Raw genomic sequence first — 23,285 nt, forward strand, 5'->3', positions numbered from 1 at the left:
TCGGTTTTGCTTATTTAAGGGATGCTCATGCTCGCAAGTCGGCACGTGGTACTGCGCGGTGGCGCCAAATGGCTGCTGGTCGCTGGCGTATTCAGCTATTCGACCTGGTCGATGGCACTGGGACTGGGTGACATCACTGTTCACTCAGGCCTCAATCAGCCGCTCAAGGCCGACATCGCGCTGGTCGATGCCGGCGGCCTCAGCGCCAGCGACCTCTCGGCCAGTCTGGCCACGGCGGATGAATTCGGTCGCGCCGGGGTCGAGCGGGTGTTTTTCCTCAATGACCTGCGGTTCACTCCGATCCTGCATGGCAATCGCCAGATGATCCGGGTGACCTCGCGCAAACCGGTCAAAGAACCTTTTCTGAATTTTCTGGTGCAACTCAATCAGCCCAATGGCCATTTGTTGCGCGAGTACACGGTGCTGATCGATCCGCCGGGTTCGCCGAGCATCGTGCCGGCCACGGATGAGCCCGACCCACGTCCGCAATCTTCTGAATTCCCTACCGTCGAACCGGCCACGGCACCACCGCAGGCTGCCCAGGGCAAACGTGACGTTGCACCTTCAGCGCCGGTGCCCCCCGCGCCTGCTGCACCGGCCAACGCGGCACTGACCGAACAATTGGCGGCCAGCGTGTTGCAGAACCAGCAACTGCAGAAGACCGTTGATGAGTTGAACGCGAAACTGCAGGCGCAAGATGCTCAGATTGCCGATGGCAAAAAGCAGGTCAGCGATTTGCAAACGCGTTTGACCGAGCTGCAAAAGCCCCCGGCAGCGGTCATTACGCCGCCGGTGCCGGCGCCTGCAACCGTAGCGCCGCCAGCCGAAGACGAGGGTCTCAACTGGCCGTTGCTCGGCGGCTTGCTGCTGTTGTTGGGAGTGTTGGGTGGCGGGCTATTCGTGCGCCGTCGACGTCAACTGGCCCAGGATACTGCGCCGCTGCCTATTGCTTCAGAAGGTCATCAACCTGAGCTTGATGACACGCAAACGGCACCCCCGGCCAATATCCGTGCAGCGACCGAACACCGTGAAGAACCCGCCGCGGGCGATGTGCTGGAAGCGGTGGGGATCTACCTGGCGTATGGACGCCTGAACGAGGCCGCCGGGCTGCTGCGCAATGCCCTGGACAAGGAGCCGGAGCGCACCGATCTGGGCGTGCAATTGCTCGAAGTGCTGGGGCGCCAAGGCGACAGCGCGGCTTACGAACAACAGGAAAACCAGTTGCGTGGGGCAGATGTCGATCCTCAGCAACTGGATGCGATCCGGGCGCGTCATCCAAAGCTCAACAGTGCCGCACCCATGGCACCGGTAATGCCGGCCGTCGCTGCCGTACCGATTGCTGCGGCGCAACCGGCGCCCGAGGATGATTTCGAATTGAACCTGGGCGAGCTGTCGATGGCGTCCAGTTGGGATCTGGAGGACGGCCGTGCAGCAGCCGATCAGCCGTCAGCAGACCCCACGGTGTCAGCGTCCAGTTTTGAAGTGCTGCCGGCGGACTTCGAATTGCTCGAAGCCGCAGTGAACGATGAGGCGGAGCTGGAATGGATTCCCGAACCGGACGCACAGCCGCTGGACGATGACTTTCTCAATGAGTTTGGCGATCCGCCGCCATCACTGGGGCTGGAGCCACTGACGTTGCAGGAACCGGAACCCGCCTCTGGATCAGGGAAACTGGAGCAGGCGCAGACCTGCATTGATGACGGCGACATCGACAGCGCCATTGCGCTGCTCAATGAGTTGCTCAAGGAAGGCGATGAACCCCTTAAGCAAACTGCCAGAACCTTGCTGGCGGGGATTCGCTAACCAGTGTGTCTGCTACTGATGCGGTGCCTGTCCTGACGGATTCGCGAGCAGGCTCGCTCCCACCGTTGGAATGCGTTCTCCTGTGGGAGCGGGCTTGCTCGCGAAGGCGGCCTGCCCGGCAACATCAATCCCGCTGAGTGCTCAGAACGTCTGCCCCAGATTCAGATAAACCGCCTGTTCATTCGCATCATTCAAGCCATAGGTGAAATTCAACGGCCCCAGCGGCGTATCAAAACCAATGAACACGCTGGCGGCATTGATATAGCCGCTGTCGAACTGATTGTCGTTGTTCCACGCCCGACCACGTTCCAGCGACGCACCGGCATACAGCGGGAAGTCCAGCGGCAGATACGAACGCGGCGTCAACCGGCGGTAATACACCGCCCGCATGAGGCTGATGTTCTGTCCGGAGATCGAGTCCTCGCGGAACCCCGACAGCTGCCGCGCGCCCCCGAGCAGGAAGCTTGAGGTCACCACGTTGGCATCATCCAGCGTGCGGGCATAGCGCCCGCCGAGAATCAGCGTATCCGGGCCACGGCTCATGGCTTTGTCGAGTTTGAATTCCCACTGGCGATAGCGCGTGTCCGAACCCAGGCTCGGCTCGAATTGCTGCAGGGTCAGGCTGACGTCCTTGCCCTCGTGGGGGAAGTAGACGTTGTCCAGCGAGTCGAACGAATACTTCAGTGAATAAAAACCTTCCTTGAAGTTTTCGCTCGGCAGGTCCTGATCACCGATCCGCACATCCGCCTTGCCCCAGGCTTCACCGACCCCGAAGCGGATTTCGCCGTTGTTGCCGATCTGTCGGCCAACGTTGAGGCCGAAACCGTAGCGTTCGACGCGGTATTGGGCGATCGGGTCGTTGTCGAGCACGGCATCGACGTTCTGCGCTTCAAAGGCCGCATACGGGGCGACAAAGTAACGTGAGCCGACGTCCAGCGGTTGATAGAACTCGGTGTAGAGTTCCTGTTTGTCGCCGATCTGCGCCCGGGTCAGCCACTCCGCGCCGAGGCGGTTGATGCCGTTGATGCGGTAACTGGCGCCGAGGTTGAAGGCGCTGTCACCGCGCATGTCGTCCGACAGGTTCAGGCCGACGCGCAGGTAATCGGTGCCGCTGCGCTTGCCCCGGGCACTGATTACCAGAGTGTGATCCTGGCCCTTGTGTACGACGCGGTATTGCACCTGTTCGAAGTAGTCGAGGCCGTACAGCGTGCCCATGTCCGAGTGCAGTCGGCCCAGGTCCAGTGGCTCGCCGATGGGCTGGCGGATGTAGTAGCGGATCACGTCGTCGCCGACTTTCGAGTCGTTCTCGACCTTGATCGCGGTGATGATCGGCGTGCGCTGACCCGGGGCGCGTGCAGCATTGAGTTCGGCGTCCTGGGATTCGCGGGGTTTAAGCAATGTGAGGCGCGCGTCGAGAATCTTCGTGGCGCGGTAACCGGCGTCGATCATCTCCTGGGCCTTGCCGAAATCAGTGACACCGAACGCCGCCAGCGCCGGCTGGATCAACACATCGGAGGGTTTGAGGGCGGCCAGCTGTTCTTCGGAGTTGCGCCGGGTCATCAGGGTGATCGACTGATTCAGCACATCGACCACGGTGGTCAGTTGCTTGCGGTTGCGCAGCGGGGTGCCGATGTCGACCACGATGGCCACGTCGACACCCATTTCCCGCGCGACGTCGAGCGGGATGTTGTCGGTCATGCCGCCGTCCACCAGCAGTCGGCCGTCCAGCTCGACCGGAGCGAATACCGCCGGGATCGACATGCTGGCGCGGATCACCTGGGGCAGATGGCCCTTGCGGAACACCACCTTTTCGCCGTTGGCGATATCAGTGGCGACAGCGCGAAAGGGGATCGGCAGTTTGTCGAAGTCCCGGGTGTCGCTGGTGTGCGCCAGCAGGCTTTCGAGCATCAGCGCCAGGTTTTGGCCCTGAATTACCCCCAGAGGAAGGCCGAGGCTGCCGTCATCGCGAAAGCTCAGTTGCTGTTTCACCAGAAAATCGCGGTCGTCCTGCTTGCGTCGAAACGGCACGTCTTCCCGTGGCGGAGCGTCGGACAGCGCCTGCTGCCAGTCGATGTTCAGCGCGAGTTTTTCCAACTCATCGATCTTGTAGCCCGAGGCATACAGGCCGCCGACCACCGCGCCCATGCTGGTGCCGGCAATTGCGTCGATCTTGATGCCTTGTTCTTCAAGTGCCTTGAGCACGCCGATGTGCGCCAGGCCACGGGCGGCACCGCCGGACAGCACCAGGCCGACTTTCGGGCGCGATGCCTCACTGGCGTGGACGAGCAAAGGAAGAAAACCAAGCAGCAGGCAGAACAGCAGACGGCGCATTGTGAGTCTCGGGGCAAGCGATAAAGCCGGCTATTATAGCGGCGCCCTCTGTCTCAGGAGTTTCAGCGAACATGACCGTCGAAAAAGCCGAAGTCGTCATCACCTATTGCACCCAATGCCAGTGGCTGCTGCGCGCCGCGTGGCTGGCGCAGGAGCTGCTCAGCACCTTCGGCGATGACCTCGGCAAGGTCTCGCTGGTGCCCGGCACCGGCGGGGTGTTTCATATCAGCTGCGGCGCCGTACAGATCTGGGAACGCAAGGCGGACGGCGGCTTTCCCGAGGCCAAGGTGCTCAAGCAGCGGGTGCGCGATCAGATCGACCCTGACCGCGACCTCGGCCACAACGACCGCACTCAGTGAGACGCGGCTTCAGCGGCGACGGTTTTCTTGTCAGCGCTGCCTGACATCCGCGCCGAGACCACGATGGCGACGATGATCAGCGCGCCGCCGATCAACATGCGTACGGTCGGGTTCTCGCCGAACAATAGCCAGGCGACGGTGATGCCGTACACCGGCTCCATGGCGAACACCACGGCGGCGGTGCGTGCCTTGATCACCGCCAGACTGGCGACGAACAAACTGTGCGCGACGCCGGTACAAAACACCCCGAGCAGGCCGATCCATAGCCAGTCCAGGGCACGCACTTCGCTCAGTTGCGGGGCGGCCACCGGCAACAGACACAGCGCCACCACCACGTTTTGACACAGCGCCGCCTGCACCGCCGGAATACGTCCGGAGCTGGCGCGATTGGTCAGCGAGAGCAGGGCGAACAACAGGCCTGACAGCACCGCCCAGAGCAACCCGGTAGTGGCGCCGCTGGCAAGATCGAACGCAGGGGTTACCAGCACCAGGCCGACGCTGACCAATACCACCAGCACAATTTCATTGGCGCGGATGCGTTCGCGGAAGATCAACCCTTCGAGAATCACCGTGAAGGCCGGGAAGCTGGCAAAGCCCAGCGTCGCAATCGCCACGCCGGCCACCTTCACTGCGATGAAAAAACTCACCCAGTGCCCGGCCAGCAACACGCCGCTGAGCGTCAGGCGCCGCCAATCGACCGCCTGCAGTTTCTGCCAGCCATTCTGGCTGGCGAAGCGGGCGAAAAAGGCCAGGGCGAGTACCGCAAACGCGGCGCGTCCAAAGACGATTACCGCCGGCGACGCGGCAGCGAGTTTGCCGAACACACCGGTCAGGCCGAACATCAGAGCGCCGATATGCAGGGCGCCTAGGGCGGTACGCGGAGTCATTGCAATCCTTGAAAGTCAGCACCATCACCGCAGCAGTTTAAAGAGGTGCACCGGCGGGTGTCTGTCGCCAGACTATCGTCCTTTATCGCCAGCCTCGCGCCGCAGTGTGCCCGGCGAGGCGCCAAACTCACGCAGCACTGCAGCAGCGAAAGCACTTTGCGAACTGTAACCGACCCGACTGGCGATTTCGCCGATCGGTAACGCGGTCTCGCGCAACAGGCCAACGGCGTTGTGCAGGCGCCGGCTGCGGATATAGTCCATCGGCGTTTGTCCACATTCGGCCATGAAGCGCGCATGCAGACGGGCGCTGGACAATCCGGCGATCCGGGCCAGATCCGCCACTTGCAGCGGATAGGCGGCGTATTGCTCGATGTGGGCATCGAGGGCTGCGTAAGGCAGGCGGCGGGCGCCGAGTTCGGCAGGGCGGGCGTGATTCAGGCTGGCCAGCAGCAACACCGCGCCCTGGCGGGCGATCAGCGGATCGCTGACCGGGCTGTTCGCCAGCCAGCTGACCAACTGACTTTGCCCGGCATCCAGTGCCAATCGGGCCGGGCGGTCGAGTAACTGACGGCTGGCCTCGGCATGTTCGCCCAGCGAGTCCGCCAGCCATTGCTCGTCGGGGATGTCCAACACCAGGCAACGGCTGCCTTGCGGACTGCCGCAGGCGTGATGGGCGCCGGACGGGATGACCACGAAACTCTGCTGGCGCACCTGACTGCCACGGCCCTCGACTTCGAAATCCAGCGCGCCGGACAACCCGAATACCAACTGGGCGTGGTCGTGGCTGTGGACGATCAGATCGTGGGTGTACTGGCGCAGGGTAAGGATCGGGCGCATGGCAGAAGTCTCCGAAGTGAGCGCCAGTCTACACCGGGGCCACCGGCCTGCGCGCTGTCACACGACTGACGCACGCCTGTCATGGTCGATTAACCCGGCGGGCGCACTCTTGCGAAAACATCGCAGAGGGTTGCCCATGACCAGCGCCGAGCTCGCCAGACCCAGCCGTAAACAACGGGTGCGTACCCTGTGGATTTCCGACGTGCATTTGGGCACGCGGGATTGCCAGGCCGAGCACTTGTCGCAATTTCTCAAGGGCTACCACGCCGACAAGATCTACCTGGTGGGTGACATCATCGACGGCTGGAAGCTGCGCGGCGGCATGTACTGGCCGCAGGCGCACACCAACGTGATCCGCCGCCTGCTGACCATGAGCAAACGCGGCACCGAGGTGGTCTACGTCACCGGCAACCACGACGAGTTTCTGCGCCGTTATTCGAAACTGATCCTGGGCAACATTCAGTTGGTCGACGAGGCGGTACACGTCACGGCGGATGGCCGGCACCTGCTGGTGATTCACGGCGACCAGTTTGACGTCATCACCCGTTATCACCGCTGGCTGGCGTTTCTCGGCGATTCGGCCTACGAATTCACCCTGACTCTCAATCGCTGGCTCAATCACTGGCGCGCCCGCTATGGCTACGGTTACTGGTCGCTGTCGGCGTACCTCAAGCACAAGGTCAAGACTGCGGTGAGCTTCATCAGCGACTTCGAAGAAGCCATTGCCCACGAATGCGTCAAACGCGAGCTGCACGGCGTAGTCTGCGGGCACATTCACCATGCCGAGATCCGCAAGGTCGGCGAGGTGGACTACCTCAACTGCGGTGATTGGGTGGAGTCGTGCACGGCGTTGATCGAGCACTGGGACGGCACGATCGAGTTGTATCGACTGGCGGATGCGCAGGCGCGGGAGGCAGAGCTCAAGGCTGCCAAAGTGGCCGAGATCGCCTAGGCACCAGAGATCTCCTGTGGGAGAGGGCTTGCTCCCGAAGGCGGTGTATCAGTCATTACATGTTTATCTGACACACCGTCTTCGGGAGCGAGCCCCCTCCCACATTTTTCAACGGTGGCAGTCATCAAGCCGGGTTGTGTTCTTCCATCGCCGCCTTGTAGATCGAATGTCTGGGCTGCGCAAACAGCCGCTCCATCATCGGCTCGAAGAAGCTCAGCGGCAGGGTGTCATACGCCGGGTCGAACGCCGCCGCATCGTACTTGGCGCAGAACTGCGCCGTGGCCTGATACTGCGGATGCGCGGCGAATTGCTCGCGCAGGTGCCGATCCATGCCCAGGTGATGAAAGAAGTAGTAGCCCTGGAAGATGCCGTGCTTCTCGACCATCCACAGGTTCTCGGCACTGACGAACGGCTTGAGTATCGCTGCAGCGATGTCCGGATGGTTGTAGGAACCGAGGGTGTCGCCGATGTCATGCAGTAACGCGCACACCACGTATTCCTCATCACGCCCATCGCGATAGGCGCGGGTCGCGGTTTGCAGCGAGTGGGTCAGGCGATCCACCGGGAAGCCGCCGAAATCGCCTTCGAGCAACTTCAGGTGCGCGACGATCCGGGACGGCAGTTGCCGGGCGTAGGCGCTGAAGTCCGCAGCGATGATCGCCCAGTCTTCCTGCGTGCCATCCTGCATGTGGGTGAAACGGGCATTGGCGTTCATCGGCCAGCCTCCAGGTGTCTTGGGGTTCAGAACGCCACGCGGCCAAGAATCATGTCGCGGTACATGACGAAGTCGCCGAGCAGGCTGTACAGCGGATGCTGGAAGGTCGCCGGGCGGTTCTTTTCAAAGAAGAAATGCCCGACCCAGGCAAAGCTGTAACCGGCCAGCGGCAAGGCGAGCAACAGCAGCCAGGCGCCCTTGGCGATGGTCATGGCCAGAATGAATATCACCAGCGTGGTGCCAATGAAATGCAGCCGACGGCAGGTGCTGTTGCTGTGTTCGCTGAGGTAATACGGATAGAACTCAGCGAAGGTATTGAATTGCTTGATGTTTTCCACGACCGCGATCTCTGTGGTTATTGTTCTGACGGCAAGTTGTTCGGCGGGTAGCTTATTTGAGTCTAGAGTGAACACTGACAACAGCCAGTGACAATGGGCGCCACTTTAGTATCCTTCGCAAATCGGGTCGTCACAGGCGATCCATCATGTAAAAGAATAACGCCATGAGCGAACGAACGACTTCTGCAAGCTGGGCGATGGGGATTGTCAAAGCATTGGAGATGGACGGCCTGGATTGCCGGGTACTGTTCAAGCAGCTGGGGCTCGATTACGCCGCCCTGGACGATCCGGATGCGCGCTTCCCGCAAGATTCCATGACCCGACTCTGGCAGCGGGCAGTCGAGTTGTCCGGTAACCCGGCGATCGGCCTGAACATGGGCAAGGTGGTGCGCCCGGCGTCGTTCCATGTCGCCGGCTACGCGCTGATGTCGAGCAACACCCTGGCCGAAGGCTTTCAACGCCTGGTGCGTTATCAGCGGATCATCGCTGAAAGTGCCGACCTGAGTTTTCGTCTGATCGAGGAAGGCTATGCGCTGATTCTGACGGTGCATGGCGATCATCTGCCGCCGACCCGACAGAGCGCCGAAGCTTCGCTGGCCTGTGCGCTGGGCCTGTGCGGCTGGCTCACCGGGCGCACGCTGCACCCGGTCAAAGTGTTGTTTCAGGGCGATGAGCCCGATGATCTGCAGCCCTACAAACAAGCCTTTCATGCGCCGCTGATGTTCAACGCGCCGTACGATGCGTTGATCTTCGAGCGCGCCGACATGGAGGCACCGCTGCCCACCGCCAACGAAGCCATGGCGCTGCTGCACGACCGGTTTGCCGGGGAATACCTGGCGCGGTTCTCTGAAAGTCGCGTGACCCACAAGGCGCGGCAGGTGTTGTGTCGTTTATTGCCTCAGGGTGAACCCAAGCGCGATACCGTGGCGCAGACCCTGCATTTGTCGCAGCGCACCTTGCAGCGGCGATTACAGGAGGAAGGCACAAGTTTTCAACAGTTGCTCGATGACACTCGCCGCGAGCTGGCCGAGCAGTATCTGGCGCAGCCAGGCATGACCCTGCTGGAGATTGCCTATCTGCTGGGGTTTGCCGATCCGAGCAACTTCTTCCGCGCCTTCCGCCGCTGGTTCGACACCACGCCCGGCGATTACCGGGCGCGGCTGCTGCAAGCGCCGATCAGTGACGCCAAAAGGCCGGAATACACAGTACAAACACCGTAATGATCTCCAGTCGGCCGAGCAGCATGCCGAACGACAGGATCCACTTGGCCGCATCCGGCAGGGTGGCGAAGTTGCCCGCCGGGCCGATGGTCTCGCCCAGGCCCGGGCCGACGCCGGACACGGTGCTGGCGGCGCCGGTGAGCGCAGTCATCCAGTCGACGCCGAGCAGCGACAGCAGCAGGGCGATCACGCAGATGGTGATGGCGAAGAAGAACGAAAAGGTCAGAATCGAACGCACGATCTCTTCGTCGAGACGGTGGCCGTTGTACTTCTGCTTGATCACCGCGCGCGGGTGAATCAACTGGTTAAGGTTGGCCTTGAGCAGGATGTAGGCAACCTGGAAACGGAAAATCTTGATCCCGCCCGCGGTCGAGCCGGAGCACCCGCCAACAAAACCCAGATAGAAAAACAGCATCAGCGAGAAGTTGCCCCACAGGCTGTAGTCGCCCAGGGCAAAACCGGTGGTGGTGACCACCGACGTCACGTTCAGCGCCACATGCCGCAGTGCATCCAGCCAGTGCAGATTGGTGGTCCACCAGTACCAGGTGCCGAGCACCAGCCAGGTCACCAGCAACATGCCGAGCAAACCCTGCACCTGCTGATCGCGGATCAGCGCCTTGCGGTTGCCGCGCATGGTCGCCACATACAGCGTGAACGGCAGGCTGCCGAGGATCATGATCACCACCGCCACCCAGTGCACCGCTGGTTGGGTCCACTTCGCCAGCGACTGGTCGGAGGTCGAGAAACCGCCGGTGGAAATCGCCGACATCGCGTGGTTGATCGCATCGAACGGACTCATCCCGGCCCACCAGAACGCCAGGCTGCCGAGGATGGTGATGCCGACATACGCCGCCACGATCAGCCGCGCCACCATGTGCGAACGCGGCATGACCTTTTCCGAGCGGTCGGACGATTCGGTCTGGAACAGGCGCATGCCCCCGATGCGCAGCAGTGGCAGAATCGCCACCGCCATGCCGATGAAGCCGATACCGCCCAGCCAGTGCAGCAGCGAGCGCCACATCAGGATTCCTGGCGACATGGTGTCCAGCCCGCTGAGCACGGTCGAGCCGGTGGCGGTGATGCCGGACATGCTTTCGAAGAACGAATCGGTGTAGCTGATGTGCTGGGTCAGCAGGAACGGCAGCGCGGCAAAAATGCACACCACCAGCCAGCTGCTGACGGTCAGCAGGTACATGTCGCGCGGGCGCAGGTGGATGTGTTCGGGGCGTCCGGGGATCACCAGGGCAAGGCCGGCAAGGAAGGTGATCATGCTTGCCCAGAGGAACGACGGCAGATCGCCGGTGCGCTCGAAAATCACCAGGGTGGCCATGGGCACGACCATGGCGATGGCCAGGGTGATCAGGAAGATGCCGATGATGAAACCAATGATCCGTAAGGTCGGCAACGCCATGAAGTCCGCTCGGGCTGAGGTAAGAAGGGCGCCATTCTACCCGTGGAGGCAGGCATGTAAACCGGCACCCGGTGAGCAGATACCGCTAGAATAGCCGCACATTTTTCTCAGGAGGTGGCCGATGCAGGCTCTCGACGCGTTGCTCAACCGTGTTTCCGTTCCACGACTGGTCGAACCGGCCCCCACCGCGCAGCAGCGCGAAGCCCTGTTCGGTGCGGCCCTGCGTGCACCGGATCACGGCCACCTGCAGCCGTATCGTTTCCTGACTGTCGAAGGCGCGGCGCGCGAGCAGATGGGGGAGTTACTGGCCGAAGCGGCGCAGATGCAGGACGGCGAAGTCACCGAAGCGATGATCGACAAGGCGCGCAACGGTCCGCTGCGGGCGCCGCTGGTGGTGGTGGTGATCGCGAAACTGCAGGACCACGTCAAGTATCCGAAGTCCGAGCAATTGCTCGCGGCCGGCTGTGCCGCCCACGGGATCCTGCTGGCGGCGTACGCGCAGGGGATTGGTGCGGTGTGGCGCACGGGTGATCTGGCGTATTCGAAGCACGTCGCCCAAGGCCTGGGTCTGGCGGAAGGCGAGGAAGTCATTGCATTCCTGTACCTGGGCACGCCGCAGAAAGAGCCGCGAGTGGCCGAGAAGGCAGATCTGGCCGAATTCGTCAGCGCCTGGCCCTGCAAGGCCTGACACTTTGATGTCCATGTGGGAGGGGGCTTGCTCCCGAAAGCGGCGTATCAGACAAGATGATGTTGCCTGACACACTGCCTTCGGGAGCAAGCCCCCTCCCACATTGGTTTTTACGGCTGGACAATGGCACCTGGCACCAAGGGCGATGCCAGGCTGGCCACAAACCCGTCAGCGCCTGGCCCGCCAAGGCCTGACACTTTGATGCCCATGGGGGAGGGGGCTTGCTCCCGAAAGCGGCGAATCAGACAAAATGATGTTGCCTGACGCACTGCCTTCGGGAGCAAGCCCCCTCCCACATTGGTTTTTACGGCTGGACAATGGCGCCCGGCACCAAGGGCGATGCCAGGCTGGAAACAAGCCCGCCAGCGCCTGGCCCGGCAAGGCCTGACACTTTGATGTCCATGTGGGAGGGGGCTTGCTCCCGAAAGCGGCGTATCAGACAAAATGATGTTGCCTGACACACTGCCTTCGGGAGCAAGCCCCCTCCTACATTGGTTTTTACGGCTGGACAATGGCACCTGGCACCTGGCACCAACGGCAACTCCAGACTGGCCACAAACCCGCCAGCGCCTGGCCCGGCAAGGCCTGACACTTTGATGTCCATGTGGGAGGGGGCTTGCTCCCGAAAGCGGCGAATCAGACAAAATGATGTTGCCTGACACACTGCCTTCGGGAGCAAGCCCCCTCCCACATTGGTTTTTACGGCTGGACAATGGCACCTGGCACCAACGGCAACTCCAGACTGGCCACAAACCCGCCAGCGCCTGGCCCGCCAAGGCCTGACACTTTGATGTCCATGTGGGAGGGGGCTTGCTCCCGAAAGCGGCGAATCAGACAAAATGATGTTGCCTGACACACTGCCTTCGGGAGCAAGCCCCCTCCCACATTGGTTTTTACGGCTGGACAATGGCGCCCGGCACCAAGGGCAATTCCAGACTGGCCACAAACCCGCCGTCGGGATGATTGGCCAGCACCAGACTCCCGCCATGCCGCTCCGCCGCGCGCTTGGCAATCGCCAGACCCAGACCATGCCCGGCCGCGGTCTGCCCCGGCGCCCGGTAGAACGGTTCGCCCAGCTGGCTCAGATGCTCGGTCTGCACGCCCGGCCCGTGATCGCGCACGCTTACCACAATCCGCTCGCCCTGACGCAAGGCCTGCATTTCGATCGCCTGCCCTTCGGGGTTGAAGCGTTGGGCGTTGCGCAGCAGGTTATCGACGGCGCGTTCGATCATGGTCGGCCAGCCGGTCAGATTCAGCTGAGGCTCGGCGTTCAGGCGCACGGTTTGTTCCGGCGAGCCGAGCTGCGCGTCTTTCTGCAAGGTGCCGAGCAATGAGTTCAGATCCACCGCTTCAGCGCTGGCGTTGTCGGCATCGACCCGCGCCAGTACGAGGATTTCGCTGATCAGCGCTTCGAGGCGATCACATTCACGGGTCAGGCGCGGCCAGAGTTTTTCGCGTTCTTGCGGGCTGGCACGTTCCGCCAGTGCCAGCGCAATGCGCAGCCGTGCCAGCGGTGAGCGCAGTTCGTGGGAAACATCGCGCAGCAACTGGCGCTGGCTGCCGATCAGGCTTTGCAGGCGCGCGCCCATGCGGTTGAAGTCAGTGGCGAGCACGCCGAATTCATCGCGGCGGTTGGCCAGTTTCGCCAGGCTGTTCTGCTGGTAGGTGGTCTGCCCAAGATCATGCACCGCGCCGCGCAAACGGCTGAGCGGGCGGGTGATGGAGAAGGTCACCAGCAGGCTGAACAGGGTCAGCACCACCAATGCGATGCCCAGCGCACTCAGGGGCCAGAGCAGGCTTTCGCGGTGCCAGGCGTCGAGTTCCGGGTGCGGGATGCGGAAAATGAACAGGTAGGTATCGCCGGTTTTTTCGCTGGTGAACTCGTCGGTCAGGCGCCGCCATGGCAGGCGCCGGTCATCGTTGTTCTGCCGGGCTTCGAACGCGGCGGCGCGGCGCGGGAAGGTGCCGCGCACCACCGGGTCGCCGCTCTCGTTCAGCACTTGGACGTCGATGTGATATTGGCGTTTGCGCTGTTCGAGGATGTCCTGCGCGGCGTCTTCGCCCTGCGCTTCGTAGGTTTGCGTCCATTCGGCGGCCAGCGTGTTGAGGCCCGGATGGCGGCTGAGGATCCACGCGTCCTGGTTGAGCATGTGCCCGAGCAGAATGGACAAGCCGGCAACCAGTGCAATGGCCAGCCAGAAGCTCGCGAGAATACGCCAGAACAATGAGCGCACAGAAATTCCTCAATCAAACAAAAATCTCAACAATGTGGGAGCGGGCTTGCTCGCGAATGCGGTGTGTCAGTCAACATTACTTTGTCTGATACACCGCATTCGAGAGCAAGCCCGCTCCCACATTCGGATTGAGTGGCAACAGACCCGACGGCATTTCGCCGTCGGGTCCGGGGTTATCGCATTATTGCGCTTTTTGCGGCTGTTGCGCTTTCCACGCCTTGAACTCGGCCCACTCGGCGCGGCGTTCGGCCTGTTTCTTCTGGATCTCGTCGAATTTCTTCTGTTGATCCGGTTTCAGCAGGTTACGCACGTCGGCTTCGGCTTTCTTGTGGTTGGCCGCCATCTCGTCCTTCATGGCTTTCTGGTCAGCCGGCGAGAGTTTTTCAAGGTACTTCTCGACCACCTGGCGACGCTCGTGCATCTGCTCGCCCATGATCTTGCGGATCTGATCGCGCTGTTCGCGGGACAGGTCGAGTTGGCTGTACGGGCCTTTGCCGTGCATGCCGTGCATCTGACCGCCGTGGCGTGCACCGTCCATCGGGCCACCCATCGGGCCGCCATCCTGCGGCATGGCCATGGCGACGGTTGGCAGAGCGGCAGCGAACATCAGAGCGATAAGAGTCTTGCGCATGGTGTATCTCCTTGTCTCGTTCCCGGTACGTTCCGGATGAGTACAGATTACGGAGATCAAGGTCAGCGGCGGTCAGCGCTGCGTAAAGCTTGGGTAAAGACGTTCGAGCGCCAACCTGACAAATGCACCCATGCAGGCCTTGGCCTGCAGTGGCAGGTTTATAGGCTGTAGTAGTAACCGCGGCTGCGCAGGGCGACGATGCGCGGGCGGCCATCGGGGTGCGGGCCGATCTTTTTGCGCAGGTTGCTGACGTGCATGTCGAGGCTGCGGTCGTACAGGGTCAGCTTGCGGCCGAGGGCCAGTTGCGCCAGTTCCTGTTTGTCCAGCGGCTCGCCGGGCTGCTTGAGCAGGGCTTCGAGCAGGCGGCTCTCAGAGACGGTGAGGGTCAGTTCTTTCTCGTCGATACTGACCACGCCGCGCATCGGGCTGAAGCTCAGGTCGCCCAGTTCGAGCTGGGTCAACACGGCGGCCGGATGACTGCGGCGCAGCACGGCGCGCAGACGGGCGGTGAGTTCACGCGGATCGCAGGGCTTGGCCAGATAGTCGTCAGCACCGAGCTCCAGGCCGAGGATGCGATCCAGCGGTTCGCCACGGGCCGAGAGCATCAGCACCGGCAGATCAGCGTGTTCGCTGCGCAGTTGCTTGAGCAGTTCCAGGCCGCTGCCATCGGGCAGCATCACGTCCAGCACCACTGCCGCCGGGGCCGATTCGGCCAGGGCTTTGCGGGCGCTCTGGCCATCGTGGCAGGCGCGCACCTGGAAGCCTTCCTGGCTCAACCAGCTACTCAGGAGTTCGCACAACTCCTGGTCATCATCAATCAGTAACAGCTCGCTCATGACTCACTCAATTTAGCCATTGCCGACGTTTTCGGCTTGCTCCACTGGCAAAGATACCGCAGAGCAGCGCCAATAGCGCTACCCCGGCGCCCGTGACGAACCATTGCTGCTGTTCGGTCAACAGGCGCGGCAGCGGGCTGGCCTGGGCTTCCTTGAGTTGCAGCTTCAGGCGCTGGTTCTCCTGACGCAACCGGGCAAGCTGGGCGCTTTCGCGGGTGTTGTCGGCATTTTGCAGTTGTTTGTTCAGTTCTTCCCGCTGCTGCTCGCTGGCCTTCAGGCGTTGCTGCAACTCGGTAATCTGGCTGCCGGCACTCAACGACAATGGCGTGGAGCTGCCGCTTTCGGTGGTTTCCTCACCATGGGCGGGCGCCATGATCGACAACGTGACCCACATCAGACACAACGGACCTTTGCGCATTGCGACTCCTGCTAGCAAATGGATAGTGGGCAGGTTGTCGGCAGGCAAACGAGAATAATGAGCGATTGAGAGCGGCGAGAATCAGGAAGGTTCAGTGCGGAGAAAGACTTGTATCGGACATAGGAGCTTTTGTGGTGAGGGAGCTTGCCCCCGTTCGGCTGCGCGGCAGTCGTCGATAACAGTGCGCGGTGCGTCAGGTACACCGCGCTGGATGGCTTTGGGGTTGCTGCGCAACCAAAAGGGGGCAAGCCCCCTCGCCACAGGGGAGAGATAGCCTTATGGCAGGACTTGCTTGAACGGCTTGACGATCACGCTGGCGTACACGCCGGCGGCGATGTACGGATCGGCATCGGCCCAGGCCTGGGCGGCGCTCAGGGAGTCGAATTCGGCGACGATCAGGCTGCCGGTGAAACCCGCAGCGCCCGGATCATTGCTGTCGACCGCCGGGTGCGGGCCGGCCAGCACGATGCGGCCTTCGCCCTTGAGCACTTGCAGGCGTTCCAGATGGGCCGGGCGCGCGGCGAGGCGGGCTTCGAGCGAGTTGGCGACGTCGGTGGCAATGATTGCGTAGAGCATGTCAGTCCTCGGTTTTTGGCGTTGTGGTATCGGCGTCGTGCAGATGACGGGACAGGTAGATGCCCTGACCGACCAGGAACAGCACGGTCATGCCCAGGCTGCCGAACACCTTGAAGTCGACCCAGATGCTCTGGAAGGTGAACGCCACGAACAGGTTGGCGGCTCCGCAGAACAGGAAAAAGGCGATCCAGGCAATGTTCAGACGGGTCCAGACTGGGTCCGGCAGGGTCAGCGCGTGGCCCATGATGCGTTTGATCAGCAGGCGGTCACCGATAAAGTGGCTGCCGATGAAGGCCAGGGCGAACAGCCAGTTGACCACCGGGGCTTTCCATTTCAGGAAGGTCTCGCTGTGGAAGGCCAGCGTCAGGCTGCCGAACACCAGGCAGGCGATCAGGGTCAGCCATTGGCTCTTTTCCAGCTTGCGCTGTTTGATGAACAGTGCGCCGTAGACCACCAGGGAACTGATGATGAGCATCGCGGTGGCGCTGTAAATACCGCCTACAGTCACTTCATGGCCAGCGATGTCGACGACCCGTGGATCAAGTTTGTAAACGATGAAAAACAGCAGAAGCGGAATGAAATCGATGAATTGTTTCACAGTGAGAGCCAGAAGCTGGATGTGGCGGCATAATAACAAACATATGGACGCGCGATAGCGCCAGCTGATTTGAGGTTACAACTCTCCGTGAATGTTGATTTGCACTGCCATAGCACGGCCTCCGATGGCGCCCTGGCGCCTGCGGTTCTGGTTGCGCGTGCGTTCGAGAACGGCGTGCGAGTCCTGGCGTTGACCGACCACGACACCCTCGAAGGCCTCGCCGAAGCGCGCACCGCCGCCAACGAATTGGGCATGCAACTGGTCAATGGCGTCGAATTGTCCTGCACTTGGGGCGGGGCGACCATTCACGTGCTGGGTTACGGGTTTGACGTCAATGCCGCGCCGCTGGTCGAGGCCATCGCCAAATTGCACGATGGCCGCTGGCTGCGGTCCGAAGAAATAAGCCGCAAGCTCGCCCTCAAGGGCATGCCCGGTGCCCTCGACGGTGCCCGGCAAGTCCAGCAGGAGCTGGGCGACAGCGGCAACGCCCCGGCCCGTCCGCATTTCGCCGACTGGATGGTGCGTGAAGGGTTTGTAAAGGATCGCGCCGAGGCGTTCCGCAAATGGCTCGGCGCCGGCAAGCTGGGTGACGTCAAACTGCACTGGCCAACCCTCGAAGACACCGTCGGCACCCTGCGCGCCGCCGGGGCGTGGGTCAGCCTGGCGCATCCCTGGCACTATGATTTCACCCGCAGCAAGCGCCGAAAGCTGATTGCCGACTATATTCAAGCGGGCGGGCATGCGATCGAAGTGGTCAATGGCTTTCAACCCGCAGAACAGGTAGGCAGCCTGGCAATCCTTGCCCGTGAGTTCGGTCTGCTGGTCAGCGCCGGCAGTGATTTTCATGGCCCGGGCGGCTGGTCGGAGATCGGCCAGTACCGGCCGGTTCCCGAGGACCTTCCACCCCTGTGGGGTCGGTTCAAACATGACACAGTTATTGCCGCCGTCTGAACAGGTAGAAAATGTGAGTCAATTTTTCCAGATCCATCCGGAAAACCCGCAAGCGCGCCTGATCAAACAGGCGGTCGAGATCATCCGCAAAGGCGGGGTGGTGATTTATCCCACGGACTCTTCCTACGCGATCGGTTGCCAGATCGGCGACAAGACGGCCATCGAGCGTGTACGACGCCTGCGTCAGCTCGATGAAAAACACAACTTCGCGCTGATCTGCAGCGACCTGTCGCAACTGGGCAACTATGCCAAGATCGACACCGGCACCTTCCGCATTCTCAAGGCCCATCTGCCGGGGCCTTACACCTTTATTCTCAATGCCACCCGCGAAGTGCCGCGCCTGCTGCTGCATCCGAAAAAGCGCACCATCGGCCTGCGGGTGCCGAGTCATCCCATCGCGCTGGCCTTGCTGGCCGAGCTCGGCGAGCCGCTGATGAGCGTGACCCTGATCATGCCCGGCGATGAAGACCCGTTGAGCGATCCGTACGAAATGCGCCAATTGCTTGAACATCAGGTGGACTTGATCATCGACGGCGGTTTCGGCGGGATCAAAGCGTCAACGGTGATCGACTTGACCGGCGACGACCCGGAAGTGATCCGCGTCGGTTGCGGCGACCCCGCGCCGTTCATGGTCGAGGCCTGAATGTCCGCAGTGGAAACCGTTGTCGATCCCCAGGCCGGCGCCCAGCAGGAACTGCCGTTTGCCATGGTCTATGGCCAGGCCGTCATGGAAATGCCGCTGGACCTGTACATCCCGCCGGATGCGCTGGAAGTGTTCCTTGATGCCTTCGAAGGCCCGCTCGACCTGCTGCTGTACCTGATCCGCAAACAGAACATCAACATCCTCGACATTCCGGTGGCGGAAATCACTCGCCAGTACATGGGGTATGTCGAACTGATGCAGTCGGTGCGCCTGGAGCTGGCCGCCGAGTACCTGGTGATGGCCGCGATGCTGGCCGAGATCAAGTCGCGCATGCTTCTGCCGCGAGCCGAAACCGTCGAAGAAGAGGAAGACGACCCGCGCGCCGAGCTGATCCGGCGCCTGCAGGAATACGAACGCTTCAAGGCTGCCGCCGAAGGCATCGACGGCTTGAGCCGGGTTGGCCGCGACGTGGTGGTGCCCAGGCTCGACGCCCCGGAAGCCCGCGCGCGCAAACTGTTGCCGGATGTCGCGCTGGAAGAGATTCTGATGTCCATGGCCGAGGTGCTGCGCCGTGGCGACATGTTCGAGAGCCATCAGGTCAGCCGCGAGGCGCTGTCGACCCGCGAGCGCATGAGCGATGTGCTGGAACGGCTCAAGGGCGGCGGCTTTGTGCCGTTTGTCGAGCTGTTCACCGCCGAGGAAGGTCGCCTCGGCGTGGTGGTGACCTTTATGGCGATCCTTGAGCTGGTCAAGGAATCCTTGGTCGAGCTGGTGCAGAATGAGCCGTTCGCCGCGATCCACGTGCGAGCCCGAGCCGAATAACGAGTCGAAACATGAACCTGACTGAACCCCGCGAGCTGGCCCCCCTGCTTGAAGCCTTTCTGTTGGCCTCGGGAAAACCGCAATCGCTTGAACGCCTGTTCGAATTGTTCGAAGAGGGTGAACGGCCCGAACCTGCGGTCTTCAAGAAAGCCCTGAGCCTGCTGGCCAAGTCCTGCGAGGGGCGGGCGTTCGAGCTCAAGGAAGTTGCCTCCGGCTATCGCTTGCAGATCCGCGAGAAGTATTCGCCGTGGGTCGGTCGTTTGTGGGAAGAGCGCCCACAGCGCTATTCCCGTGCGCTGCTGGAAACCATGGCGCTGATTGCCTATCGCCAGCCGATCACCCGGGGCGAGATCGAAGACGTGCGGGGTGTGGCGGTCAACACCAACATCGTCAAGACATTGATCGAGCGTGAGTGGATCCGCATCGTCGGTTACCGCGACGTCCCGGGCAAACCGGCGATGTTCGCCACCACCAAGGCGTTTCTCGATCACTTCAACCTGAAGAACCTCGAAGACCTGCCACCGCTGGCCGAACTGCGCGAGATGGAAGCCGAACCGGTGCTCGATTTCGACGACGCGCCGGTGCCTGCGGGCCTGCAAGAGCTGGCCGACGCCAGTGCCGAGCCGGAAGAACCGAAAGAAGAAACCAGTTTCCACACCTTGCTGCTTGAGCTGGACAGCATGGAGGAGGGGATCAAGACCGACTTCGATGATTTGTTGCGTGATGCGGCGGACGGTGAAGCGCAACCGACTGAGCCTGATGCCGAGATGGCCGAGCCGGCAATTGAAGTTGAAATTGAGCCTGAAGTCGAACCGGAAGAAGACGTGCTTGGCGTTGCCGAAGCTCGGGAAAAACTCCTGGCTGCTGTCGCCGCCCTCGAACAGCCGGCGCCAGAACCAGAACTGAGTGAAGAAGAGGCCGAAGCCCGCGCATTGGCCGAAGCCATCGAAGCCGAACGCCGCGAGTTCGAAGAGTGAACACTATCCCCTGAACACCGCCATCCCCCCTGTAGGAGTGAGCCTGCTCGCGATAGCGGTGTATCAGTTCACATTTTCTTGCCTGACACACCGCCATCGCGAGCAGGCTCACTCCTACAAGGGATTTGTGTTTTTTCCGGAGATGTTGATGAGTTCCAGCAAAGACCCCTGCATCAGTCTCTGCAAGTTCAACGATGACATCTGCCTCGGCTGTGGCCGCAGCAAGCGCGAGATCCGCGCCTGGAAGAAACTCGACAAGGACGACAAGCGCACCGTACTGGCCGAAGCCGCGCTGCGCCTGATCAAACTCGGCGGCGCCGGTCGGCGGAAAAAGAAATAACTGCCGATTGATCAGCTAGTCTCTGATGCGCGATGGCGCACATCCGCGTATGATTCGCGACCCTTCGGCGATCCCTTCGCCCGAGTACCCGTTTTCAAAGCTTCAGGCGCCGCCTGAACAGACCACACCGGGAGGTGCCCAGATGAGTGACATCAATCAGAAAGACGACCAGGAAATCGGCCCAGCAGGCGAAAAGCTGCAGAAAGTCCTCGCCCGTATCGGCGTCGGCTCGCGCCGTGACGTGGAGTCCTGGATCAGCCAGGGCCGGATCAAGGTCAATGGCAAAGACGCCACCCTTGGTCTGCGCGTCGACATGCACGACGCCATCACCATCGATGGCAAGGTGATCAAGCGCGAAGAGGCTGCCGAGTCGGTCCGCCGCGTGATCATGTACAACAAGCCCGATGGCGAGATCTGCACCCGTGACGACCCGGAAGGCCGTCCGACCGTGTTCGACAAGCTGCCGCGTCCGAAAGAAGGCCGCTGGATCAACATCGGTCGTCTCGACATCAACACCACCGGTCTGCTGATGTTCACCACCGACGGTGAATTGGCCAACCGCCTGATGCACCCGTCCTACGAGATGGACCGTGAGTACGCCGTGCGTGTACGCGGTGAAGTCGACGACGAGATGATCGAACGCCTGAAGGCTGGCGTAGTGCTGGAAGACGGCCCTGCGCGTTTCACCGACATTCAACAGGCGCCGGGCGGCGAAGGCTTCAACCACTGGTATCACTGCGTGGTGATGGAAGGTCGTAACCGTGAGGTTCGTCGTCTGTGGGAATCGCAAGGTCTGGTGGTCAGCCGTCTGAAGCGCGTGCGTTTCGGTCCGGTGTTCCTCAACTCCGACCTGCCGATGGGTCGCTGGCGCGAAATGAGCCAGTACGAAGTCGACACGCTGAGTTCCGAAGTGGGTCTGACGCCTGTGGCCATGCCGCAACTGAACGCCAAGAGCAAAGACAAGCTTGAGCGTATGCAGCGCAAATCGTCGCGGCCGATGGCCAAGACCGAGCGCGTACGCACTCTGCGTCCAGCGGCTGGCGCGCCGACCGGCCCACGCCCGAGCCGTGAGCCGCAGATCGAAGGCGAGCGTCCGGGCCGCAAGCCGGTTGCTCGTGATGGCGAGCGCGCTCCGCGCCCAGCCAACGGTCGCACTGAGCGTGGCGAGCGTGGTGCCCCTGCCGGTCGCGGTACGCCAGTGGCGGATCGTCCAGCGGACACCACCAACAAGCGTCCGGCCAAGCCTGCGCCGAAGCGTCCGGGGATCAAACTGGTCGACGGTGACAAGCCATCGGGCAAGCGCCGCGGCGCACCGGCCGGTTCCGGCCAGCGTCCGGGTTTTGGGCGCAAGAAGCCTGAGTGATCGGCTCGAGTGCCTGAATGAAAAACGCCAACCGCAGGGTTGGCGTTTTTTTTCGTCTGCAAGAAGATGGGGGCTGCCTGGTCCGGCCCCTTCGCGAGCAAGCTCGCTTGTATGTTTAGACTTGAAGGGGTGGGCGGGACTAAAAGCTCGATTCCGACTCTAGCCAGTACGGACCGTGGGAGACTTCTCGTTCCGCCCCTTCTACCTAAAGCGCCGATAAAGAATTCATCGGTAGAACCGACGATAGAGGCAAGCCAGCGCTACGGTAGACCCCAACAAGCACCTAAACCCTAGCTCCGAGGATTCGTCATGACAATCCTTACCTCGCCAACGGTAGTTGGTATCGATGTCGCCAAGGCCGAAATCGTCGTTTACCGCGAAGACTTGAAAAATATCCAGTTCATCAGCAACGATCGCGCATCGATTGGCCGCTGGCTCAAGACCCTACCTGCTCATAGCTCGATTGCCCTGGAGGCCACGAGCCTTTACCACCTCGATACGGCTGAGCTGGCTCACGGCATGGGGCACCGTGTTTATATTGTGGACCCTTACCGGGTGAGCCATTACCGCGAAGGTGTTGGTCAGAGAGCAAAAACTGACCCCTGCGATGCGCGCCTGCTGGCGCGTTATCTTTCCAGCGAGCAGCAACGACTGCGGGTCTGGAGTCCACCTCCTCAGCTCTATACCGTGCTGAAAAGCCTGCTTAATAAGCGTGCACAGCTGGTAAAAAACCACGCTGGCCTCATGCTGAGCTGGTCAAGCGAACCTCTTTTGAAAGAACTCTCGGTCCAAGAGCGGGAACACTTCAAACGCTCTGAACAGGTGATTCAGAAATTGCTGCGCGAAATCAGCGAGGAGGCGGGCATCACCGAAAATATCCGGCGCTGTAAGGCGATTGAAGGGATCGGTGAGTTGACGGCCACGGGCTTGGCTACCACTTTTATGCGTGGTGATTTCGCCAGCGCCGACGCTTTTATAGCCTTTTTGGGGATGGACTTGAGGGCAAAGGACTCAGGGAAAAAGCACAGTCCTCGCCACCTGAGCAAAAAAGGTGATGGAGAGTTAAGGCGTCTTGCGCACAATGCCGCAATGGCTGCCTGCCGGTCTCCTGTTTGGAAACCGTTCTATGAGTCCTACTTGGCAAGAGGTCTGGCCAGAACTCAAGCCTTGGTCATCCTCGCCCGCAAGCTCTGCCGAGTGGCATTCGCTCTCATGAAAAATCAGAGCGAATACCAACCGAATGTGAGGTTGCAGGGTTCCCCTGCAACATAGAATCTCCCACAGGAGGGGTGTGTACGACACAGATCCAATGTGGGAGCGGGCTTGCTCGCGAAGAGGCCGGTGGCCTCAATAAA

General features: G+C 61.6%; 24 protein-coding genes. 12 read left to right on the top strand and 12 right to left on the bottom strand.

The features are described from left to right. Positions 1–27 precede the first annotated feature (27 nt). On the top strand, positions 28–1,803 hold the full coding sequence (locus tag AC0J41_RS05560) for a motility hub landmark protein FimV (protein ID WP_473014797.1): 1,776 nt from the start codon (positions 28–30) through the stop codon (positions 1,801–1,803). A 141-nt stretch (positions 1,804–1,944) separates the two neighbouring features. Here the strand turns inward: AC0J41_RS05560 and AC0J41_RS05565 are convergent, their stop codons facing one another. Beyond that, complete coding sequence (locus AC0J41_RS05565) at positions 1,945–4,134, bottom strand: patatin-like phospholipase family protein (RefSeq protein ID WP_473014798.1); 2,190 nt, start codon at positions 4,132–4,134, stop codon at positions 1,945–1,947. A gap of 71 nt (positions 4,135–4,205) precedes the next feature. Here AC0J41_RS05565 and AC0J41_RS05570 point away from each other — a divergent pair, with 71 nt between their 5' ends. Continuing rightward, a complete protein-coding gene (locus tag AC0J41_RS05570; RefSeq protein ID WP_473014799.1) occupies positions 4,206–4,493 on the top strand; it encodes an Rdx family protein in 288 nt (95 codons plus the stop codon). On the opposite strand, the gene AC0J41_RS05575 is transcribed toward AC0J41_RS05570, so the two are convergent. Next, positions 4,487–5,380, bottom strand: coding sequence for a DMT family transporter (locus AC0J41_RS05575; protein WP_473014800.1), 894 nt, complete (start codon positions 5,378–5,380; stop codon positions 4,487–4,489). The genes AC0J41_RS05570 and AC0J41_RS05575 overlap by 7 nt on opposite strands. Before the next feature lie 72 nt (positions 5,381–5,452). Beyond that, positions 5,453–6,217, bottom strand: a complete 765-nt coding sequence (locus tag AC0J41_RS05580; RefSeq protein ID WP_473014801.1) for an AraC family transcriptional regulator — start codon at positions 6,215–6,217, stop codon at positions 5,453–5,455. Positions 6,218–6,353: 136 nt separating this feature from the next. Between AC0J41_RS05580 and AC0J41_RS05585 the strand changes: the two genes are divergently transcribed. Beyond that, entirely contained in the window at positions 6,354–7,169 is an 816-nt protein-coding gene (locus AC0J41_RS05585; protein ID WP_473014802.1) for a UDP-2,3-diacylglucosamine diphosphatase, read from the top strand. A 124-nt stretch (positions 7,170–7,293) separates the two neighbouring features. Here the strand turns inward: AC0J41_RS05585 and AC0J41_RS05590 are convergent, their stop codons facing one another. Together AC0J41_RS05590 and AC0J41_RS05595 are read right to left on the bottom strand one after the other, a co-directional pair. Beyond that, the gene (locus AC0J41_RS05590) at positions 7,294–7,884 is read right to left on the bottom strand and encodes an HD domain-containing protein (protein ID WP_025110571.1); all 591 of its coding nucleotides are present in this window, start codon (positions 7,882–7,884) and stop codon (positions 7,294–7,296) included. A gap of 26 nt (positions 7,885–7,910) precedes the next feature. Then, positions 7,911–8,222 carry an Mpo1-like protein gene (locus AC0J41_RS05595; protein ID WP_025110570.1) on the bottom strand — a complete coding sequence of 104 codons (312 nt, stop codon included), beginning with the start codon at positions 8,220–8,222 and terminating at the stop codon, positions 7,911–7,913. Positions 8,223–8,386: 164 nt separating this feature from the next. On the opposite strand from AC0J41_RS05595, the gene AC0J41_RS05600 reads away from it, so the two are divergent. Then, positions 8,387–9,442 (top strand): AraC family transcriptional regulator, encoded by a 1,056-nt coding sequence (locus AC0J41_RS05600; RefSeq protein ID WP_218187649.1) that lies wholly within the window; start codon positions 8,387–8,389, stop codon positions 9,440–9,442. On the opposite strand, the gene AC0J41_RS05605 is transcribed toward AC0J41_RS05600, so the two are convergent. After that, positions 9,399–10,853, bottom strand: a complete 1,455-nt coding sequence (locus AC0J41_RS05605) for a TrkH family potassium uptake protein (protein WP_025110568.1) — start codon at positions 10,851–10,853, stop codon at positions 9,399–9,401. The genes AC0J41_RS05600 and AC0J41_RS05605 overlap by 44 nt on opposite strands. 121 nt (positions 10,854–10,974) lie before the next feature. On the opposite strand from AC0J41_RS05605, the gene AC0J41_RS05610 reads away from it, so the two are divergent. Next, the gene (locus AC0J41_RS05610) at positions 10,975–11,541 is read left to right on the top strand and encodes a nitroreductase family protein (protein ID WP_473014804.1); all 567 of its coding nucleotides are present in this window, start codon (positions 10,975–10,977) and stop codon (positions 11,539–11,541) included. 893 nt (positions 11,542–12,434) lie between these two features. Here the strand turns inward: AC0J41_RS05610 and AC0J41_RS05615 are convergent. The 6 genes from AC0J41_RS05615 to AC0J41_RS05640 all read right to left on the bottom strand — a co-directional run bounded on the left by AC0J41_RS05615 (position 12,435) and on the right by AC0J41_RS05640 (position 16,834). Beyond that, positions 12,435–13,775: a sensor histidine kinase gene (locus tag AC0J41_RS05615; protein WP_473014805.1), complete on the bottom strand. Its 1,341-nt coding sequence runs from the start codon at positions 13,773–13,775 to the stop codon at positions 12,435–12,437. A 181-nt stretch (positions 13,776–13,956) separates the two neighbouring features. Then, complete coding sequence (locus AC0J41_RS05620) at positions 13,957–14,406, bottom strand: LTXXQ domain protein (protein ID WP_473014806.1); 450 nt, start codon at positions 14,404–14,406, stop codon at positions 13,957–13,959. 158 nt (positions 14,407–14,564) lie between these two features. Next, positions 14,565–15,242: a response regulator transcription factor gene (locus AC0J41_RS05625; protein WP_473014807.1), complete on the bottom strand. Its 678-nt coding sequence runs from the start codon at positions 15,240–15,242 to the stop codon at positions 14,565–14,567. 7 nt (positions 15,243–15,249) lie between these two features. Next, entirely contained in the window at positions 15,250–15,660 is a 411-nt protein-coding gene (locus AC0J41_RS05630; protein WP_025110563.1) for an SH3 domain-containing protein, read from the bottom strand. A gap of 276 nt (positions 15,661–15,936) precedes the next feature. Further along, on the bottom strand, positions 15,937–16,236 hold the full coding sequence (locus AC0J41_RS05635; protein WP_025110562.1) for a YciI family protein: 300 nt from the start codon (positions 16,234–16,236) through the stop codon (positions 15,937–15,939). A 1-nt stretch (position 16,237) separates the two neighbouring features. Further along, on the bottom strand, positions 16,238–16,834 hold the full coding sequence (locus AC0J41_RS05640) for a septation protein A (protein WP_027613975.1): 597 nt from the start codon (positions 16,832–16,834) through the stop codon (positions 16,238–16,240). Between the two features lie 87 nt (positions 16,835–16,921). Here AC0J41_RS05640 and AC0J41_RS05645 point away from each other — a divergent pair, with 87 nt between their 5' ends. From AC0J41_RS05645 to AC0J41_RS05675, 7 genes are all read left to right on the top strand, one after another. Continuing rightward, on the top strand, positions 16,922–17,785 hold the full coding sequence (locus AC0J41_RS05645; protein WP_473014808.1) for a PHP domain-containing protein: 864 nt from the start codon (positions 16,922–16,924) through the stop codon (positions 17,783–17,785). Between the two features lie 13 nt (positions 17,786–17,798). Then, positions 17,799–18,428 (top strand): L-threonylcarbamoyladenylate synthase, encoded by a 630-nt coding sequence (locus AC0J41_RS05650; protein WP_007966016.1) that lies wholly within the window; start codon positions 17,799–17,801, stop codon positions 18,426–18,428. Positions 18,429–18,551: 123 nt separating this feature from the next. After that, on the top strand, positions 18,552–19,250 hold the full coding sequence (locus AC0J41_RS05655) for a segregation and condensation protein A (RefSeq protein ID WP_177327337.1): 699 nt from the start codon (positions 18,552–18,554) through the stop codon (positions 19,248–19,250). Positions 19,251–19,261: 11 nt separating this feature from the next. Next, positions 19,262–20,227, top strand: coding sequence for an SMC-Scp complex subunit ScpB (scpB, locus tag AC0J41_RS05660; protein WP_473014809.1), 966 nt, complete (start codon positions 19,262–19,264; stop codon positions 20,225–20,227). A gap of 148 nt (positions 20,228–20,375) precedes the next feature. Beyond that, on the top strand, positions 20,376–20,567 hold the full coding sequence (locus tag AC0J41_RS05665) for a DUF1289 domain-containing protein (RefSeq protein WP_473014810.1): 192 nt from the start codon (positions 20,376–20,378) through the stop codon (positions 20,565–20,567). A gap of 142 nt (positions 20,568–20,709) precedes the next feature. Next, positions 20,710–21,930, top strand: a complete 1,221-nt coding sequence (gene rluB, locus AC0J41_RS05670; protein WP_025110557.1) for a 23S rRNA pseudouridine(2605) synthase RluB — start codon at positions 20,710–20,712, stop codon at positions 21,928–21,930. Positions 21,931–22,239: 309 nt separating this feature from the next. Then, positions 22,240–23,202 (top strand): IS110 family transposase, encoded by a 963-nt coding sequence (locus tag AC0J41_RS05675; RefSeq protein ID WP_473013377.1) that lies wholly within the window; start codon positions 22,240–22,242, stop codon positions 23,200–23,202. The last annotated feature ends 83 nt before the right edge of the window (positions 23,203–23,285 follow it).

This window comes from Pseudomonas sp. Arb-4-2C, assembly GCF_055755015.1.

Coding starts and splice junctions, on each gene's coding strand:
- rluB (WP_025110557.1), top strand. CDS start 20,710: ATGAGTGACATCAATCAGAAAGACGACCAGGAAATCGGCCCAGCAGGC.
- AC0J41_RS05635 (WP_025110562.1), bottom strand. CDS start 16,236: ATGCTCTACGCAATCATTGCCACCGACGTCGCCAACTCGCTCGAAGCC.
- AC0J41_RS05575 (WP_473014800.1), bottom strand. CDS start 5,380: ATGACTCCGCGTACCGCCCTAGGCGCCCTGCATATCGGCGCTCTGATG.
- AC0J41_RS05580 (WP_473014801.1), bottom strand. CDS start 6,217: ATGCGCCCGATCCTTACCCTGCGCCAGTACACCCACGATCTGATCGTC.
- AC0J41_RS05600 (WP_218187649.1), top strand. CDS start 8,387: ATGAGCGAACGAACGACTTCTGCAAGCTGGGCGATGGGGATTGTCAAA.
- AC0J41_RS05610 (WP_473014804.1), top strand. CDS start 10,975: ATGCAGGCTCTCGACGCGTTGCTCAACCGTGTTTCCGTTCCACGACTG.
- AC0J41_RS05675 (WP_473013377.1), top strand. CDS start 22,240: ATGACAATCCTTACCTCGCCAACGGTAGTTGGTATCGATGTCGCCAAG.
- AC0J41_RS05630 (WP_025110563.1), bottom strand. CDS start 15,660: ATGCGCAAAGGTCCGTTGTGTCTGATGTGGGTCACGTTGTCGATCATG.
- AC0J41_RS05605 (WP_025110568.1), bottom strand. CDS start 10,853: ATGGCGTTGCCGACCTTACGGATCATTGGTTTCATCATCGGCATCTTC.
- AC0J41_RS05625 (WP_473014807.1), bottom strand. CDS start 15,242: ATGAGCGAGCTGTTACTGATTGATGATGACCAGGAGTTGTGCGAACTC.
- AC0J41_RS05590 (WP_025110571.1), bottom strand. CDS start 7,884: ATGAACGCCAATGCCCGTTTCACCCACATGCAGGATGGCACGCAGGAA.
- AC0J41_RS05585 (WP_473014802.1), top strand. CDS start 6,354: ATGACCAGCGCCGAGCTCGCCAGACCCAGCCGTAAACAACGGGTGCGT.
- AC0J41_RS05570 (WP_473014799.1), top strand. CDS start 4,206: ATGACCGTCGAAAAAGCCGAAGTCGTCATCACCTATTGCACCCAATGC.
- scpB (WP_473014809.1), top strand. CDS start 19,262: ATGAACCTGACTGAACCCCGCGAGCTGGCCCCCCTGCTTGAAGCCTTT.
- AC0J41_RS05560 (WP_473014797.1), top strand. CDS start 28: ATGCTCGCAAGTCGGCACGTGGTACTGCGCGGTGGCGCCAAATGGCTG.
- AC0J41_RS05565 (WP_473014798.1), bottom strand. CDS start 4,134: ATGCGCCGTCTGCTGTTCTGCCTGCTGCTTGGTTTTCTTCCTTTGCTC.
- AC0J41_RS05620 (WP_473014806.1), bottom strand. CDS start 14,406: ATGCGCAAGACTCTTATCGCTCTGATGTTCGCTGCCGCTCTGCCAACC.
- AC0J41_RS05665 (WP_473014810.1), top strand. CDS start 20,376: ATGAGTTCCAGCAAAGACCCCTGCATCAGTCTCTGCAAGTTCAACGAT.